This window comes from Halomonas sp. PAMB 3264 (genome assembly GCF_031954245.1).
Classification (GTDB): domain Bacteria; phylum Pseudomonadota; class Gammaproteobacteria; order Pseudomonadales; family Halomonadaceae; genus Vreelandella.
On record NZ_CP134866.1, the window covers coordinates 1,844,968 to 1,861,340 of the forward strand.

Genomic DNA, 16,373 nt, shown 5'->3' on the forward strand with positions numbered 1-16,373 from the left:
TTTCATCGACACCAAAAGAGCCGGGAAGCGTGATTCGCCCCCGGCTCGAGTCAACGTGTTGCGCTCATGCTTACTTGTCGTGATCCAGCGCTTCGCCGGGGAGCACGTCCTTGCCGGCGAAGTAGTCGCGCGCAAGCTTGAACACCACCGGCGACAGCAGCGCCAGCGCGATCAGGTTGGGAATCGCCATCAGCGCGTTGAACGTATCCGCCATCAGCCAGATGAACCCCAGCTGAGCCATGGCACCCAGCGGCAGCGCCAGCACGAACAGCACGCGGTAAAGCATGATCGAGCGCGTGCCGAACAGAAACTGAAAGCACTTCTCGCCATAGAACGACCAGCCCAGAATGGTGGTAAAGGCGAAGATCGCAAGCGCGACGGCCACGATCTGATTGCCCCAGCCGGGCAGCGCCGCATCGAAGGAGAGCGCGGTCAGCGAGGCGCCCTCCTCACCTTCGAGCCAAACCGTGGAGGTCAGAATGACCAGCGCGGTAATGGTGCACACGACAAGCGTGTCGATGAAGGTGCCCAGCATCGCGATCAGACCCTGGCGCACCGGATTTTTGGTTTGCGCCGCGGCGTGAGCGATCGGCGCGCTGCCAAGTCCCGCTTCGTTGGAGAAGATACCGCGCGCCACACCGAAACGAATCGCCGCCATGACCGCCGCACCGGCGAAGCCGCCAGCGGCCGCCGCCGGGTTGAAGGCGTAGTAGAAGATCAGCCCGAACGCTTCACCGAGCTGGTCGGCGTTGACCACCAGAACCGCAAGCCCTGCCAGCACGTAGGCGATGCCCATGATCGGTACCAGCTTGCCCGCCACGTTGGCGATCCGCTTGATACCGCCCAGAATGACCGCGCCGGTGAGTACCATGATCACGACGCCGGTCAGCCAGTGCGGCACGCCAAAGGTCGCATCCATGGCATCGGCCACGGAGTTGGCCTGAACGGTATTGCCGATGCCGAAGGCAGCGACCGCGCCGAAAAAGGCGAACAGTACGCCGAGCCACAGCCACTTTCGGCCCAGGCCGTTCTTGATGTAGAACATCGGCCCGCCCACGTGGTGGCCGTTGCTATCGGTTTCACGATAGCGCACGGCGAGCACTGCCTCGGCGAACTTGGTCGCCATACCGACCAGCGCAGTGATCCACATCCAGAACACCGCCCCCGGCCCACCCAGGGCAATCGCCGTGGCCACACCGGCAATATTCCCCGTACCGACGGTGGCGGAAAGCGCGGTCATCAGCGCGTTGAACGGCGAAATCTCGCCGTCGTCGGTTTTATGCTCGACGCCCTTCACCCGTTTCGGGTCGCGCCCCTGCCACAACAGCTTGAAGCCCGTGCCGAGCTTGCGCACCGGCATCAACTTCAAGCCCACCTGAAGATAGATCCCCACCCCGAGCAACAGGATGAGCATCAAAGGCCCCCACACGACGCCGTTCACGGCGCCTACCAGACTGGTTAAAGTCTCCACGACATTACTCCTTATCCCTTGAAGCATCCGCTGGATGCTTTTTGTTATGGCTGATTTTTTATGTTCGGCTCGCCCTGCTCTATACGGTGGCAAAGCGTTGACTGAACGCCGAGCGCGACCAGGCCCAGGACCCGTTCCCATTCGGCGCTCGATTTCCCCGTTTTACACCATTACCCCTATCGCCCGCCATGCGCTTTAAGCGTTTTAGCTCGCAAAACCTCGCCAAGCGATTGATTTCACGCACTGCTGCAAATGATCGGGCGCTTTCACAAGGCTATTTTCTTATACCCGATCGCGCTATGGAAATTTGTTTCCTATCAGAAACACGGTACCATAGCGTCCATCATCGACGCCCGGCGAGAGGCTCGCCAAGCCCCCCGGCCAGGCGCTACCATGGTGGTTCAGACAACCGTTCAATAGGGAAACGACATGAGCAACTTGCCTTCCAACCTTCGCTACGCCAAAAGCCACGAATGGGTGCTCGATAACGAAGACGGTACCGTTACCGTCGGCATTACCGATCACGCTCAAAAGGCGCTGGGCGACGTGGTGTTCGTCGAGCTTCCGGACGTCGGCCAAACCCTGAGCAAGGGCGACGAGTTCGGCGTCATCGAGTCGGTCAAGGCGGCCTCGGATCTCTACGCGCCGGTCAACGGCGAAGTGGTCGAAGTCAACGAAGCGCTCGACGATGCGCCGGAAACCGTCAACGAAGCGCCCTACGAAGGCGGCTGGATCATGAAAGTGCGTCTCGACGATACCGGCCTTGACGGCCTGCTCGACGCCGATGCCTACCAGGCCACACTCGCCGACGAGTGAGCTTGAGGCGCCTGCCCTGGCAGGCGCCTGCGTTTTACCCTGCACGGTTTTTCCATCACGTCCGGAATTTTCTCATGCCCTTTGAAACACGCCGCCTGGCCGAACTGGCCGACCACGATGCCTTCATCAAACGCCACAACGGCCCGGGAGAGCGCGACGTTAGCGCGATGCTCCAGGCGCTGGGCATCGAAGGCTTAGAGGAGCTGATTCAGCGCACCGTGCCCGATGACATTCGCCTGGGCCGCGAGCTCGCACTCGACGACCCTCAGGGCGAAGCCGAGGCGCTGGGCTATCTTGCCCAGCTGGCGCGCCAGAATCGGGTTGCCAAAAGCTACATCGGCCAGGGGTATTACAACACCCATCTGCCGGCGGTGATTCAGCGTAACGTGCTGGAAAATCCGGGCTGGTACACCGCCTACACGCCCTACCAGCCGGAAATCTCCCAGGGCCGTTTGGAAGGGCTTTTGAACTTCCAGCAGGTGGTGATAGATTTGACCGGCATGGAGCTTGCCAACGCCTCGCTGCTGGACGAAGCGACCGCGGCGGCGGAGGCCATGGCGCTTTGCAAACGCGCCAACAAGAAGAGCAAGTCCAACGCCTTCTTCGTTGCCGACGACGTCTTCCCACAAACCGTCGACGTGGTACGCACCCGCGCCGAGTGCTTCGGCTTCGAGCTGATCACTGGTCCGGCGGCGTCGCTTGCCGAGCACGACGTTTTCGGCGCGCTGTTTCAATACCCAAACGCCAGCGGCGCCATCACTGCGCTCGAAACGCTGTTGACCACCGCCAAAGAGCGCGGCGTGATGAGCTGCGTGGCCACGGATCTCTTGAGCCTGGTGCTGCTCAAGGAGCCCGGCGCGATGGGGGCCGACATCGTTATCGGCAACTCCCAGCGCTTTGGCGTGCCGATGGGCTTTGGTGGCCCCCACGCGGCGTTTTTTGCCACCTCCGACAAACTCAAGCGCTCGATTCCCGGGCGGATCATCGGTGTGTCCCAGGACAGTCGCGGCCATACCGCGCTGCGCATGGCGATGCAAACCCGCGAGCAGCACATCCGCCGTGAGAAAGCGACCTCCAATATCTGTACCGCCCAGGCGCTGTTGGCCAACATCGCCGGCTTCTACGCCACGTACCACGGCGCCGAAGGGCTTAAAAAGATCGCTGCCCGGGTTCACCGCCTGACCACCCTGCTGGCGCTGGGCCTCGAGCAGGCCGGCGTCACACTTGCAAGCGACAGCTGGTTCGACACGCTACGCCTGACCGGCGTGGATGCGGGCAAGATTCACGGCCGCGCGATGACCGTCGATATCAACCTGCACTATTTCGAAGGCGGCGACATCGGCGTGAGCCTCGACGAAACCACCACCGCCCACGACGTGAGCACGCTGTTCGATGTGCTGCTGGGCGATGAGCACGGTCTGTCGCTGCCGCCGCTCGAAGAGCAGGTGATGAGTGAAGAGCGCTCGGGCATTCCGGCCGCCTATCGCCGTGAAAGCGATTTTCTGACTCACCCGACGTTCAAGCGTTACCGCAGCGAAACCGAAATGCTGCGCTACCTGAAGCGCCTGGAGAACAAGGATCTGTCGTTGGCCCACGCCATGATTCCGCTGGGCTCATGCACCATGAAGCTCAACGCGACCAGCGAGATGATTCCGATCTCCTGGCCGGCGTTTGCCAAACTGCACCCCTTCGCGCCGCGCGACCAGGTGGCCGGCTATCATCAGATGATCGATGAGCTGGCAGCGTTTCTGGTCGAGATCACCGGCTACGACCACGTGTCGATGCAGCCCAACTCCGGCGCCCAGGGCGAGTACGCGGGGCTTTTGGCCATTCGCCGCTACCAGGCCGCCCAGGGCGAGGGCCACCGCAACGTCTGCCTGATTCCGAGCTCCGCCCACGGCACCAACCCGGCGTCCGCGGCCATGGTGAGCATGGAAGTGGTCGTGGTCGAGTGTGACAAGCAGGGCAACATCGACCTTGATGACCTGACCCAAAAGGCCGAGCAGCACAAGGATCGCCTCTCCGCGGTGATGATCACCTACCCGTCGACCCACGGCGTGTTCGAATCCCACGTGCGTAAGGTGTGTGAGGTGGTGCACGCCAACGGCGGCCAGGTGTATGTCGATGGTGCCAACATGAACGCTCAGGTCGGTCTAACCCGGCCTGGCGACTTCGGCGGCGACGTTTCGCACCTGAACCTGCACAAGACCTTCTGTATTCCCCACGGCGGCGGCGGTCCGGGCATGGGACCGATCGGGGTAAAAGCGCACCTGGCGCCCTTTGTTGCCAATCACGTGGTCACGCCAATCAGTGGTGTGAAAACCGAAGGCGGCGCGGTGGCCGCAGCGGCCTTCGGCAGCGCCTCGATCCTGCCGATCTCCTGGGCTTACATCAAGATGATGGGCGCGCGCGGACTGCGCGAGGCGACCGAACTGGCGATCCTCAACGCCAACTACATCGCCAAGCGCCTCGAAGAGAGCTACCCGATTCTCTATCGCGGCCAAAACGGCACCGTGGCTCACGAGTGCATCATCGATATTCGCCCGCTCAAGCAGAGCTCCGGCATCAGCGAGGAGGATATCGCCAAGCGCCTGATGGACTACGGCTTCCACGCGCCGACCATGTCGTTCCCGGTGCCGGGTACGCTGATGATCGAGCCGACCGAGTCGGAGTCGCTTTACGAGATCGACCGTTTCTGCGACGCCATGATCAGCATTCGAGGCGAGATCAAGCGTGTCGAAAACGGCGAGTGGCCGCTCGAGAACAATCCGCTGGTCAATGCCCCGCACACCCAGCGCGATCTGGTCGATGCCGAATGGGATCGTCCCTACGATCGGGCACTCGGCGCGTTCCCCTCGGAGGCGGTCATGGCGGCGAAGTACTGGCCCGCGGTCAACCGGGTCGATAACGTGCTTGGCGACCGGCAGTTGATCTGCTCCTGCCCGAGCATCGACGACTACCGAAGCGAATAGCCCCCTCGTCTTTTGGCACTACAAGCCCCGCCGCGCGCATCGCGGCGGGGCTTTTTTATACGTTTCGATACTTATGCGTTTCGTTGCCCACGCTTTCGTTACTTATGCCTTCGTTACTTATGTCTTCGTTACTGAGCGGTTTCCTGAAGCCGCTGCGCCTTGAAGCCGTCGAGCAGCTTTTGATAACGCTTGGGCGGGGTGGCGTCGCGCCGTGTCAGTACGTAGAGCACCTCGTCGACACCGACCGGAAGCGAAAGCGCCCGTACCTGACGCTGCCAGGGCGAGGTTTCGAGCACCAGCCGCGACACCACGGTAAACCCCAGCCCCCGGGCCACGGCGTCGAGCACCATGCTCACCTCGTTGGTAAATCCTTGATGGCGGAAGTGGCTCATCGAGCGAAATTCGTCGGGATAGTTGGCGCGCAGCAGGTGGTTGGCGTGGTTGATGCCGTCGTAGTAGTTGATGAAGCCCAAGCCCATCAACTCGGCAAGCGTAGATCCAGCGAAGTCCGCCGGTACGACCAGGCAAAGCGGCTCGGTATGCCAAACGGTGCAGGAGAGCTCCGCACTTTTGACCTGTTCGGTGGCGATACCGATATCGTAGCGCCCATTGATCACATCCCCGACGATCTCGTGGTTGAAGGCGAAGCTGTAGCTCACCGTCAGGTTGGGGTGCATCTGCTGCTGACCCAGAATGAACGGGTAGAGCATGAGTCCTACGCTTCCGGGTGATGCAATACGGCACTCGCCGCTATCGATCAAATCATCATCCAGGGCGTGTCGAAACTGCTCGTGCTCGGCAAAGAGCTTGAGCGCGTAGTCGTAGGCGCGACGCCCGGACTCGGTCAGCGTGAAGCTCTTGCCCTTACGCTCGATCAGCGTTTTATCCAGATACCCTTCGAGCTTTCGAATGTGCTGACTGACACCCGGCTGGGTCATTTCCAGGCGCTTTGCGGTGCGCGTGAAGCTGCCGGTTTCCACCAAAGTGATGAACGTTCGAAAGTAGTGGGCATTGAACATGAGAAGCGCCATGGCAAAAGAGTCGTCAGGTGACGCAACCCGGCCACCCAAACGCGTAAGGTTAGCATAACCGGCAAGTGAAGGCGGCCTTGCGCCAGCCCCGATGCTTGCGTGATAGTATGGAAATCAACCGCGATCAATTACATAGAGACCGTCTCACGCATGAATGAAGTTCTGTCACCTCGCCCGACCATTTCCAGCATCATCTCGCCGGAGGGCAGCCTCGAAGTACTCTCGCAGCAGGAGGTCAACCGGCTGCAGAGCACCTCGCAAACCGGTCTGCACGACCTTTTGCGCCGCTGCGCGCTGGCGGTGCTCAACTGCGGCAACCCCTCCGATGACAGCCTCGCGATTCTCGAAGCCTACAAGGATTTCGACATCGAGGTGCTCCAGCAGGATCGTGGTATTCGCTTGAAACTGACCAACGCCCCGGCGGAAGCCTTCGTCGACGGCCACATGATCCGCGGTATTCGCGAGCATCTCTCGTCGATTCTTCGCGATATCGTTTACGTCTATAACGAGATCCAGCAGCACAATCGCTTCGATCTGACCACCGGTGAAGGTACGACCAACGCGGTGTTTCATATTCTGCGCAAGGCGGGCACGTTAAAGCCCGGCCTCGACCCGAGCCTGGTGGTGTGCTGGGGCGGCCACTCGATCTCACGCCAGGAGTACGACTACTCCAAGGACGTGGGCTATCAGCTGGGCCTGCGCGAAATGGACATCTGCACCGGCTGCGGCCCGGGCGCCATGAAGGGCCCGATGAAAGGCGCCAACGTGGCCCACGCCAAACAGCGGCGCAAGGGCGGGCGCTATCTCGGGATTTCCGAGCCGGGCATCATCGCCGCCGAGGCGCCGAACCCGATCGTCAACGAGCTGGTGGTGATGCCGGACATCGAAAAACGCCTCGAGGCCTTCGTGCGTCTGGGCCACGGCATCATCGTGTTCCCCGGCGGAGTGGGTACTGCCGAGGAGATTTTGTATCTGCTCGGCATTTTGCTCCACCCCAACAACGCCACCATGCCCTTCCCCCTCATCTTTACCGGCCCCGCGGATTCCGCTGCCTACTTCGAGAAGATCGACGAGTTTCTGGTCTACACCCTGGGTGAGGAGATTCGCCGCTACTACACCATCATCACCGGCGATGCGGTGGCGGTCGCACGGCGCATGCGCGAAGGCATCGACACGGTTACGCACTTTCGCCGCGAGCACCAGGACGCGTTCTACTACAACTGGCGCCTCAACATCGCCCGTGAGTTCCAGGCGACCTTCGAGCCGACCCACGAAGCGATGAAAAGCCTCGCGCTTCACCGCCATCAGCCGACTCACGAGCTTGCCGCCAACCTGCGCCGGGCGTTTTCCGGTATCGTCGCCGGTAACGTGAAAGAGCCGGGCATTCGCGCGATCAAGGCGTATGGGCCCTTCGAGCTCTCCGCCGAGCCGGAACTGATGACGCGCCTGGACGAGCTCTTGAGCTCCTTCGTCGCCCAGGGGCGCATGAAGCTCGACGGCCAGCCCTATACGCCCTGCTACGTGCTCAAGAAGTGAACCTTAACCGACTCACTCAGGGTTGAAGGCGTGGTCATTGCGTTGTTGACCCTGCTTGCCGCCGGTATCGTCAAGGGAGCGATCGGCTCCGGCGTGCCGGTGATCGTGGTGCCGATCTTCACCATGCTCTACAACGTGCGGGTGGCAATTGCGCTGCTGGTGGTCTCCAATCTTTGCAGCAACGCGCTTCAGGTGTGGCAGTACCGCCGATACCTGCTGCCGTGGCGCTTTCTGGCCACCTTCTCGATCGCCGGGTGTGCGGGCATCGTGGTCGGCACTTGGGGGCTCGTCGCGCTGTCTCACGAGTTGCTGTCGCTTGGCGTCGCGGGGGCGATCGTGTTTTATCTTGCGATCAAACTGCTGCGTCGCCAGATGGCGCTTTCCATGGCCTGGGCGCAGCGGCTCGTTTTACCGGTGGGGCTGGTCGGCGGCTTACTACAGGGCGCGGCGGGTATGTCGGCCCCCGCCTCGATCACCTTCCTGAACGCCATGCAGCTCGAACGGCGCGTTTTCATCGGCTCGATCTCGGTGTTTTTCTGCGCGATCACCGTCGCCCAGATTCCCGCGCTGCTGGCCGCGGGGCTTTTGAACGCGGAGCTTACGCTTTACAGCGCCGCCGCCTTTATCGTCATTGCGCTGGGCATGCCGCTTGGCGCCGCCCTCGGCAAGCGCTTGCCCTACGTGTGGTTCGATAATCTCATCGTGCTGCTGCTGGCCTCCATTGCGGTAAAAATCATCACCGACGTGTTTCTTTGAACGCGGCGTACAACGTTTGACGCAAATGTCGAACGAAACACTATACTAAGTACACGCGACATCGCGCTTTATGTACTCCCAAGGAAAGGATACTCACATGGAAATGATCAACCAGCTTCAGGAAGGCCCGACCAAGGCGTTCGCCAAACACTGCTTCGAAGCCCACTCCCCGGAAGAGCTCGAAAAGGCGGCCGAAGGCGCGCCGGACGAAGCTGAAATGGAGCATTGGGGTATCAACGCGGGCCAGTGGGAAGAAGCCGTAACCACCGCACTCGCCGACCACCGCGCCCAGCAGGAGTAAGCGCCTTGCATTGCCGCTCCAATCGAGCGGCGTTATAGCTCGAACGCTGCACGCTAGATAACCAATGCCCTCTTAACTTTATCAAGGAGGCTTTATGAGAAAGTGGATCATGCTGGCGGTGTTCAACTGGCTGCGAAAGCCCGCCAATCGCCAGAAGGTAAAAAACGCCTGGGACAAGCATCGCGGAAACACTCCCAATCAAGCTCAGCGCCCTCAAAACGCGCGCCCTGGTGGCCAGCAGGGCCGACCAAACGAGCTCAATGACCGCTACTGACCAGCCATAAAAAAACCGCCGCTCGGGATAAACCAAAGCGGCGGTTTTTAGTATTGGTCGGAGTGACAGGATTCGAACCTGCGACCTTTGCAACCCCATTGCAACGCGCTACCAAGCTGCGCCACACTCCGATGCCCATTGGCTTAACGCCTCAGGACGGTGCGTATACTAGCGTTTTGCGCTTCAAATGAAAAGGCCTTTTTACGCTTTCTTATCAAATGCTTGGCCAAGGCTTTCAAATTGCATCGAGTAAAAGCGACTTCATCGATTGGAAAACACCGGGCGCGGTGATCAGAAGCTCTTTTGGGTAAAGATCGATTGAGACACCTTCGGGCACCTCGACCAGCCGGCCCACCGTCGCCCCCGCTTCCCGGGCAATCACCCAGCCCGCGGCGAAATCCCAGGGCGATACCGTTTCGACATACGCGTCCAAGCGCCCGCAGGCGATGTCGCAAATATCGAGTGCGGCCGCGCCATTGCGGCGGATATCCTGGCAGTGGGTCAGAATCGTTTCCAAACGTGGCATCAGCGCCTTGCGTGCGGCGCGGTCATAGGGAAAGCCGGTGCCTACCAGCGTAGCGGGAAGCTCGGTGGCGCTACTTGGCTTGATCGGCTGGCCGTTACAGAACGCGCCGCCGCCCTCACATGCGGTAAAGGTTTCATCGAGAAACGGCGCGTGCACGACGCCGACCTTGCCCGCACCCGCCTCGAGCCACGCGATCGAGACTGCCACATGGCGAAGCCCCTGGGCAAAGTTGACCGTGCCGTCGATGGGGTCCACGACCCATAGCGGCGATTTCGTACTGAGGCCCTGCTCCGGGCTCAGTTCTTCGCTCAACTGCAGCTCGCCGGGGAAGTGTTTGTCGAGCTGCTGACTGATAAAGGTATCGACCGCCACGTCCACATCGGTGACCAGTTCGATACCTTCCTTCAAGCGCTGATCGAAGCACTGCTCTTCTCGCGCTTTAACGATCATGCGCCCTGCCTCTTCGGCAATGCGCACCGTCTCTTCCAAACGCGCTTTTAAAGTAACCGCCATGCTGACTCCCTTAACGTTGTGCTAAACGCTTTATGGTAAGGAGTCCTCATGGCGGTGTCATGACATTAACGAATCAGCGCGTTGGTAATGATATCGACGACTATTTGGGTAGCCGCTTCGATCAGCACCACATCGGCCCCCACACGGCGCCATTCGTAACCGGAATACTGTGGAAGCTCACGATAAACGGAATCGTCGAAGCGTTTGGCGATCCCGGGCGGCAAGGGTTTACCCTGCTCCAAACGGTTTTGCATACCCGGCGGCAGGGAGGAGTCAGCGCGAACATCGTACTGGCGAAGGATGCGCAGAATATCCTGGTCGTTGAAACGCGGCAGGTCGCTGTAGGAGTGCGACTCGTCATGGCCGCGGTGTGAATTGCCGCGCTGATGGTGTTCCTGGTGATGGCCTTGCGAATTGCCTCGCGCGCCATGGGCTGGCGCGTGGGCGGGTTGGGCTAGTGCAACGGTGTGCCACGTCAAGGAAGCGGCTACCACGATGCTTAATGTAGAAATTTTCATATCAAGGCTCCTTTTGAATGGAACCCTTAGCTTAGTATGAAATTAAGGATGAATTATGAACTTAGGTGTAACTATTATTTTTTAAAAAAACCAAATTATCATCATGTTATTACAAAGACCATCTTACACCATTAATAACTAATGCATGATCACTTTGACAGGTTATGCATCTGCATTTTGGTTCTTATATTTTGTTACAGCTACATCGTCAACATTAATTTTAAATCTCAGTTAATCATTAAACTGCATCTAACTGATGAAAAACCGGGTGAGCTCTTCGCTGATAAAAATATTGATCGCCACATCGACATCGACATCAGTCATCAGTCATCAGTCATCAGTCATCAGCTCGACTCTTTTTCTTTAAACGCTGGTTCAAACTCTGCTCTTCTCGCGCTCTAACGACCATACGCCCCGTCTCTTCGGCGATGCGCCCCGCCTCTTCCAAACGTGACTTTAAAGTAACCGCCATGTTGACTCCCTTACCATTGTGCTAAACGTTTTATGGTAAGGCGTCCTCATGGCAGTGTTATGACCGTAACGAATCAGCGCGTGACAATTATATCTACAACTACTTGAGTAGCCACTTCGATCAGCACCACATCGGCTCCTATGCAGTGCCACTCATAGCCGGAATAATGCGGAAGCTCACGATAAACGGAATCGTCGAAGCGTTTGGCGATCCCGTGCGGCAAGGGTTTACCCTGCTCCAAACGATTCTGCGTACCTGGGGGCAGGGAAGAGTTAGCGCGAACGTCATATTGGCGAAGAATGCGCAGAATATCCTGGTCGTTGAAACACGGTAAATCGCTGTAGGATTGCGACTCTTCATGGCTGCTATGCGAATTGCCGCGCTCGTGGTGCTCCTGATGCTGACCTTACGAGTTGCCTCGCGCGCCATGTCAGTAAAGTGACCAACGCGATGCTTAACTTTAAAATTTTAATATCAAGGCCCCTTTGAATGGAACTCTCGCTTAGTTTGAAACTGAGGACTGATTATGAATTAACATCATTTACAGGAAGTTTAAATATTTAACTACAAATCCAGCATCAAATCAATAAACGACCGCCCGGAGACGGCCGCTTATTGTATTTTTGAATCTAAATAGAATCTTGATCGGCGGTAATTTGACCACGGTTAGTAATATAAACTTCTTGCTCGCGGTTTTGTGTCACAACTGTCTCAGCTAATGCAGAATCTGCGGTTGCACCGTCGCTACTTGTTCCAACCTGTTGAAATAGAGCGATCAATTCATTAGATGTTGGATCACTTGAATCATTTACGTTACAAGATTGAAAATCAAAGGTTATAGAATCCGTATCACCAGTAGCTGACGATGCTACTGCCAGAGAGCGAAAAGAATTCAATTCGGCAATACAAGCACTACGCTCAGACCGATCCAAATAATTACCATACTGCGGCACCGCAATCGCCGCCAAAATACCGATGATCGCGATGACGATCAAAAGCTCGATCAAGGTAAAACCGCTTTGGTAGTACCGGCGTAGCTGAGTAGTCGTGGGGGTTTGCATACGTTGAGTCCCTTGCGTTGTGCGTTATGGAGCTAAAATAGCTTAGCCGCTTGGCTTGTCACATTAGCTCAGCCCCTGCAAGCTGACAACTAGCTTTATAAGCCTTTTTTTAGCGCTATTCAGACGTTTTGACCAAACACATTCGTGCAGTATAGTGCTTTTAGGTGGCAGCGTCCGATGTCAGCTGCTTTCCCCATGCACCTCCTGCGCTGCGAGCCCCTATGTCCTCTTCCGCCTTCGATCAGCCCTTGGCTTCACGCGCGCTTAGCGGTATCGCGAAACGGCTCGTCGCTCATGAGGTGATGACCCTGGGCCAGGCCGAAGTCGCCGATACGACGTCTGCCGAGCTCGAAATCTCGTTTCTGGAGCACGTGGTACAAAGCGGATTGGTGGGCTCGGTCGATGCCGCACTTGCGGCGGCCTGGGAGTACGGTTTGCCGGTGGTGGATCTGGAGGCGATCAAGTTGAGCGCCTTGCCCCCTGCCAGCGACTATCCGGTCAAGATTCTCGAAAAGCTGAACGTTTTGCCGCTGGCACGCCACGGCCACCGGCTGACCGTAGCAGTGCCCTACCCGGCCACGCTCACAAAGCTCGATGAGCTGCAGTTTGCGACCAGCCTGAGTGTCGAGGGCGTGCTGGCGCCGGTCGAGCAGATACGCAATAACCTGGCGCAGTACGTCTCGCAAAACGAGCGTAGCCTGCTGGATGAGTTGGAAGGCGTGGACGACGCCGTGGGCGAGCTCAATGTCGTGCAGCAGGAAGAGGAGGAAGAGGTTACGCTCGAGTCCTCGGTGACGAACAAGGATGACGCACCGGTCGTGAAGTTCGTCAATAAGGTGCTGCTGGACGCCATCGGCCGCGGGGCGTCGGATATTCACTTCGAGCCGTTCGAATCCCAGTACCGGGTTCGCTTTCGTATCGACGGCATGCTCATCGAGGTCGCTAAACCGCCCTTTTCGATGCGCGACCGAATCGCCGCACGCCTGAAGATCATGTCGCGACTCGATATCTCCGAGCGTCGCCTGCCCCAGGACGGCGCGATCAAGCTTCAGCTCTCGCGCACCCGCTCGATCGACTTTCGCGTCAACTCCCTGCCCACCGTGTATGGCGAAAAGCTGGTGCTGCGGATACTCGACCCCTCCTCGGTGCGACTTGGCATCGAGCAACTGGGCTTTAGCCCCACACAGCAGCGCGAGTACGAATACGCGCTCAAGCGCCCCCAGGGCATGATTCTGGTCACCGGGCCAACCGGTAGCGGCAAGACCGTGACGCTTTATACCGGCATCAACATGCTCAATGAGATCGAGCGCAATATTTGTACCGCTGAGGATCCGGTCGAGATCAAGGTGTCCGGCATCAACCAAGTCAACGTGCTGCCCAAAATAGGGCTCAACTTTGCCAGCGCCCTAAGGGCGTTTTTGCGCCAGGATCCGGACGTGGTCATGGTCGGCGAGATTCGCGACCTCGAAACCGCCGAGATCGCCGTCAAGGCGGCACAAACCGGCCACATGGTGCTCTCCACGGTCCACACCAATTCGGCGGCGCAAACCCTGACGCGCCTGGCCAACATGGGGGTGGCCTCTTATAACATCGCAAGTTCGGTCACGCTGATTATTGCTCAGCGCCTTGCGCGCCGGCTTTGCCCGAGCTGCAAAGCGCCGGCGGACATTCCTCAGGAAGCGCTTTTAAAAGCCGGCTTTCGCAAGGAGCAGCTGACTAACGTGACGATCTATAAAGCGGTTGGCTGTAAACAGTGCACTCAGGGGTATAAGGGGCGGGTCGGTATTTATGAAGTGCTGCCGATCAGCGATGCCATGCGCAACCTGATCATGCGTGACGGCAACGCGCTCGAAATCGACGAGCTGGCGCGCAAGGAGGGCCACCCGAGCCTTTATCAAAGCTGTCTTGCGCGCGTACTCGATGGCAGCACGAGCCTTGAAGAAGTCAACCGTATCAGCAAGGAGTAGCACCGGTGATGGCCAAAGCAAAAGCGCGGACGAAGCTTGCCCCCCTTCACCGCTGGAAATGGCAGGGCAAGGGGCCGAAGGATCGCCTCATGAAAGGCGAGCTGATCGGCCGCAGCCGAGAGGAAATCGTCGACCAGCTCGCCAAGCAGCGCATCACCGTTCTCAAGATTCAAAAGCGCAGCAGCTTTAGCGGCCGAGGCAAGGTAGCCAGCGTCGATATCATGCTGTTCGCGCGCCAGATGGCCACGATGATGCGCGCCGGCATTCCGATTCTCCAGGCGCTTCAGGCGATTTCCGAAAGCATGAAAAAGCCCGCCATGGTCGATCTCACCCAGCAGATCATGCGTGATGTCTCCTCCGGCGATAGCCTCTCCCAAGCCATGGCGCGCCACCCCAAACAGTTCGACCGGTTGTTCGTGAACCTGGTCAATGCCGGGGAGCAGGCCGGCGCGCTGGATCAGATGCTCGAGCGTATCGCGATTTACAAGGAGAAAGTCGCCTCGCTCAAAAGCCGGGTGAAAAAGGCGCTCTGGTATCCGGCCGCAGTACTCACCATCGGCCTTGCCGTGACCATGATTCTGCTGGTCGTCGTCGTGCCGGAATTCGAAAGCATGTTTCAGGGCTTCGGCGCGGAGCTTCCGATGCTGACCCAGCTCACCGTTCAGTTTTCCGAACTCGCTCAGGTGTTTTGGCTGCCCACACTGGCGCTGATCGTCGGCGCCATACTGCTGCTCAAGGCGGCGGCGCGGCGCTCGGATAAGGTCGCGTACAAGATCGATCAGTTTCTGTTGCGCCTGCCGGTGCTGGGCGACATTTTGCATAAATCCGCGGTATCGCGCTTTACGCGCACGCTGGCGACCACGTTCAGTTCCGGCGTGCCGCTGATCGAAGGCCTCGAAACCGCCTCCGGCGCGGCGGACAATCGCGTTTACATGAAGGCGATCAATGAAGTACGCCAGGATGTCACCACCGGCCAGCAGCTTCACTTTGCCATGCGCCTGACCAACCGCTTTCCCGCCCTGGCGGTTCAGATGGTGAACATCGGTGAAGAAGCCGGTTCCCTGGATGCCATGCTCAATCGAGTGGCCGACTATTACGAAGAGGAGGTCGAAAACAAGGTCGATACCCTCACCTCGCTGATGGAACCGGTTATAATCGTGGTGTTGGGGCTTCTGGTCGGCGGCGTCGTCGTCTCCATGTATCTGCCCATTTTCGAAATAGGAACCGCGCTTTAATCGCGTAAGGTCATTCAACTACACACCGCCATTCAACCACGCTTCGGAGCACCATGGGCGTATCGCCAGCCATTCTGTACCCGCTCGTTTTCGTCATTGGCCTCTGTTTAGGCAGCTTTTTGAACGTTGTCATCACGCGTTTACCCGTCATGCTGATGCGACGCTGGCGTGAGGAGGCGCAGCAAGCCCTCGAAATTCCTGTCGATCACGCACCGCGCTTCAACCTCGCCGTGCCCGCCTCGATGTGTCCGCGCTGTGAAGCACCCATCGCCTGGCACGACAACCTGCCACTTCTGGGCTGGCTCAAGCGCCGCGGCCGCTGCGCCCATTGCCAGACGCGCATCAGTGGGCAATACCCGCTCGTCGAGCTCGCCGGTGGACTCCTGGCGGTGGCCGTCGCCGCGCTTCATGGCTTTGAGTCTCAAGCGCTGTTGGTATATGCGGCCTGTTTGACGCTGCTGGCGCTGGCCGTGATCGACTTTCGCACCTTTTTACTGCCGGATACGTTGACCCTGCCGCTGCTATGGCTAGGGTTGGTTTATCAGCTGCTGTTTCAGCCGTTTATGCTCACGCAGGCAGTCATCGGGGCGATCGCGGGCTATCTAGCGCTCTGGAGTTTCTACTGGCTCTTCAAGCTGGTTACCGGTAAGGAAGGCATGGGCTATGGCGACTTCAAATTGCTGGCGGCGCTGGGCGCCTGGCTTGGCTGGCCATTCTTGCCGCTTTTGCTAGTGCTCTCAGCGGGGCTTGGCGCAGTGGTCGGTGGGCTCGCCCAACTGCTCTCGCCCACTCTGCGCGGCAAGCCTCTTCCCTTTGGCCCGTTTCTAGCGCTCGCCGGGTGGGTGTGTCTTTTGGTCGGTGATGAGCTGTTCGCGCTCTACGCCGCGCTAAGCTATTGATCCGTACTCAAGTAAATGGCGCGAT

The 16,373-nt window shown here is 58.8% G+C and carries 15 protein-coding genes, 1 tRNA gene and 1 pseudogene; 9 read left to right on the top strand and 8 right to left on the bottom strand.

Annotation, left to right across the window (positions count from 1 at the left end; all coding sequences use genetic code 11):
- Positions 1-70: 70 nt before the first annotated feature.
- Entirely contained in the window at positions 71-1,471 is a 1,401-nt protein-coding gene (locus RN347_RS08290; protein WP_311960795.1) for a sodium:alanine symporter family protein, read from the bottom strand.
- 429 nt (positions 1,472-1,900) lie between these two features.
- Here RN347_RS08290 and gcvH point away from each other — a divergent pair, with 429 nt between their 5' ends.
- Together gcvH and gcvP are read left to right on the top strand one after the other, a co-directional pair.
- The gene (gene gcvH, locus RN347_RS08295) at positions 1,901-2,287 is read left to right on the top strand and encodes a glycine cleavage system protein GcvH (protein WP_263587247.1); all 387 of its coding nucleotides are present in this window, start codon (positions 1,901-1,903) and stop codon (positions 2,285-2,287) included.
- A 74-nt stretch (positions 2,288-2,361) separates the two neighbouring features.
- Complete coding sequence (gene gcvP, locus RN347_RS08300) at positions 2,362-5,259, top strand: aminomethyl-transferring glycine dehydrogenase (protein WP_311960796.1); 2,898 nt, start codon at positions 2,362-2,364, stop codon at positions 5,257-5,259.
- A 128-nt stretch (positions 5,260-5,387) separates the two neighbouring features.
- On the opposite strand, the gene RN347_RS08305 is transcribed toward gcvP, so the two are convergent.
- Positions 5,388-6,278 (bottom strand): LysR family transcriptional regulator, encoded by an 891-nt coding sequence (locus tag RN347_RS08305; protein ID WP_263587312.1) that lies wholly within the window; start codon positions 6,276-6,278, stop codon positions 5,388-5,390.
- Positions 6,279-6,440: 162 nt separating this feature from the next.
- Between RN347_RS08305 and ppnN the strand changes: the two genes are divergently transcribed.
- The 4 genes from ppnN to RN347_RS08325 all read left to right on the top strand — a co-directional run bounded on the left by ppnN (position 6,441) and on the right by RN347_RS08325 (position 9,157).
- Positions 6,441-7,826, top strand: coding sequence for a nucleotide 5'-monophosphate nucleosidase PpnN (ppnN, locus tag RN347_RS08310; protein WP_311960797.1), 1,386 nt, complete (start codon positions 6,441-6,443; stop codon positions 7,824-7,826).
- A 30-nt stretch (positions 7,827-7,856) separates the two neighbouring features.
- Positions 7,857-8,582: a sulfite exporter TauE/SafE family protein gene (locus RN347_RS08315; protein ID WP_311960798.1), complete on the top strand. Its 726-nt coding sequence runs from the start codon at positions 7,857-7,859 to the stop codon at positions 8,580-8,582.
- A 97-nt stretch (positions 8,583-8,679) separates the two neighbouring features.
- Positions 8,680-8,883 carry a hypothetical protein gene (locus RN347_RS08320; protein WP_263587244.1) on the top strand — a complete coding sequence of 68 codons (204 nt, stop codon included), beginning with the start codon at positions 8,680-8,682 and terminating at the stop codon, positions 8,881-8,883.
- 94 nt (positions 8,884-8,977) lie between these two features.
- Complete coding sequence (locus RN347_RS08325; RefSeq protein WP_263587243.1) at positions 8,978-9,157, top strand: hypothetical protein; 180 nt, start codon at positions 8,978-8,980, stop codon at positions 9,155-9,157.
- A gap of 54 nt (positions 9,158-9,211) precedes the next feature.
- Here the strand turns inward: RN347_RS08325 and RN347_RS08330 are convergent.
- The 6 genes and pseudogenes from RN347_RS08330 to RN347_RS08355 form a co-directional block, all read right to left on the bottom strand.
- Positions 9,212-9,288 (bottom strand) — tRNA-Pro (locus RN347_RS08330).
- Positions 9,289-9,392: 104 nt separating this feature from the next.
- Positions 9,393-10,196, bottom strand: coding sequence for an inositol monophosphatase family protein (locus tag RN347_RS08335; protein ID WP_311960799.1), 804 nt, complete (start codon positions 10,194-10,196; stop codon positions 9,393-9,395).
- Between the two features lie 65 nt (positions 10,197-10,261).
- A complete protein-coding gene (locus RN347_RS08340) occupies positions 10,262-10,714 on the bottom strand; it encodes an anti-virulence regulator CigR family protein (RefSeq protein ID WP_311960800.1) in 453 nt (150 codons plus the stop codon).
- A gap of 337 nt (positions 10,715-11,051) precedes the next feature.
- Positions 11,052-11,186, bottom strand: coding sequence for a hypothetical protein (locus RN347_RS08345; RefSeq protein ID WP_311960801.1), 135 nt, complete (start codon positions 11,184-11,186; stop codon positions 11,052-11,054).
- Positions 11,187-11,259: 73 nt separating this feature from the next.
- Positions 11,260-11,523: pseudogene (locus RN347_RS08350) on the bottom strand (anti-virulence regulator CigR family protein); the annotation flags it as partial.
- Between the two features lie 292 nt (positions 11,524-11,815).
- Positions 11,816-12,247, bottom strand: a complete 432-nt coding sequence (locus tag RN347_RS08355; protein WP_311960802.1) for a prepilin-type N-terminal cleavage/methylation domain-containing protein — start codon at positions 12,245-12,247, stop codon at positions 11,816-11,818.
- Between the two features lie 221 nt (positions 12,248-12,468).
- On the opposite strand from RN347_RS08355, the gene pilB reads away from it, so the two are divergent.
- Genes pilB through RN347_RS08370 form a run of 3 tightly spaced genes read left to right on the top strand, consistent with a single transcriptional unit; the run spans position 12,469 to position 16,348 of the window.
- Positions 12,469-14,214 carry a type IV-A pilus assembly ATPase PilB gene (gene pilB / locus RN347_RS08360; protein ID WP_311960803.1) on the top strand — a complete coding sequence of 582 codons (1,746 nt, stop codon included), beginning with the start codon at positions 12,469-12,471 and terminating at the stop codon, positions 14,212-14,214.
- Between the two features lie 8 nt (positions 14,215-14,222).
- Positions 14,223-15,449, top strand: coding sequence for a type II secretion system F family protein (locus RN347_RS08365; protein ID WP_263587239.1), 1,227 nt, complete (start codon positions 14,223-14,225; stop codon positions 15,447-15,449).
- Positions 15,450-15,502: 53 nt separating this feature from the next.
- Positions 15,503-16,348 carry an A24 family peptidase gene (locus tag RN347_RS08370; protein ID WP_311960804.1) on the top strand — a complete coding sequence of 282 codons (846 nt, stop codon included), beginning with the start codon at positions 15,503-15,505 and terminating at the stop codon, positions 16,346-16,348.
- Positions 16,349-16,373: the final 25 nt, after the last annotated feature.

What these genes read in the sequence shown, in the direction of transcription:
- gcvH (WP_263587247.1), top strand. Translation starts at nt 1,901, where the DNA reads ATGAGCAACTTGCCTTCCAACCTTCGCTACGCCAAAAGCCACGAATGG.
- gcvP (WP_311960796.1), top strand. Translation starts at nt 2,362, where the DNA reads ATGCCCTTTGAAACACGCCGCCTGGCCGAACTGGCCGACCACGATGCC.
- RN347_RS08305 (WP_263587312.1), bottom strand. Translation starts at nt 6,278, where the DNA reads ATGTTCAATGCCCACTACTTTCGAACGTTCATCACTTTGGTGGAAACC.
- ppnN (WP_311960797.1), top strand. Translation starts at nt 6,441, where the DNA reads ATGAATGAAGTTCTGTCACCTCGCCCGACCATTTCCAGCATCATCTCG.
- RN347_RS08320 (WP_263587244.1), top strand. Translation starts at nt 8,680, where the DNA reads ATGGAAATGATCAACCAGCTTCAGGAAGGCCCGACCAAGGCGTTCGCC.
- RN347_RS08325 (WP_263587243.1), top strand. Translation starts at nt 8,978, where the DNA reads ATGAGAAAGTGGATCATGCTGGCGGTGTTCAACTGGCTGCGAAAGCCC.
- RN347_RS08335 (WP_311960799.1), bottom strand. Translation starts at nt 10,196, where the DNA reads ATGGCGGTTACTTTAAAAGCGCGTTTGGAAGAGACGGTGCGCATTGCC.
- RN347_RS08340 (WP_311960800.1), bottom strand. Translation starts at nt 10,714, where the DNA reads ATGAAAATTTCTACATTAAGCATCGTGGTAGCCGCTTCCTTGACGTGG.
- RN347_RS08345 (WP_311960801.1), bottom strand. Translation starts at nt 11,186, where the DNA reads ATGGCGGTTACTTTAAAGTCACGTTTGGAAGAGGCGGGGCGCATCGCC.
- RN347_RS08355 (WP_311960802.1), bottom strand. Translation starts at nt 12,247, where the DNA reads ATGCAAACCCCCACGACTACTCAGCTACGCCGGTACTACCAAAGCGGT.
- pilB (WP_311960803.1), top strand. Translation starts at nt 12,469, where the DNA reads ATGTCCTCTTCCGCCTTCGATCAGCCCTTGGCTTCACGCGCGCTTAGC.
- RN347_RS08365 (WP_263587239.1), top strand. Translation starts at nt 14,223, where the DNA reads ATGGCCAAAGCAAAAGCGCGGACGAAGCTTGCCCCCCTTCACCGCTGG.
- RN347_RS08370 (WP_311960804.1), top strand. Translation starts at nt 15,503, where the DNA reads ATGGGCGTATCGCCAGCCATTCTGTACCCGCTCGTTTTCGTCATTGGC.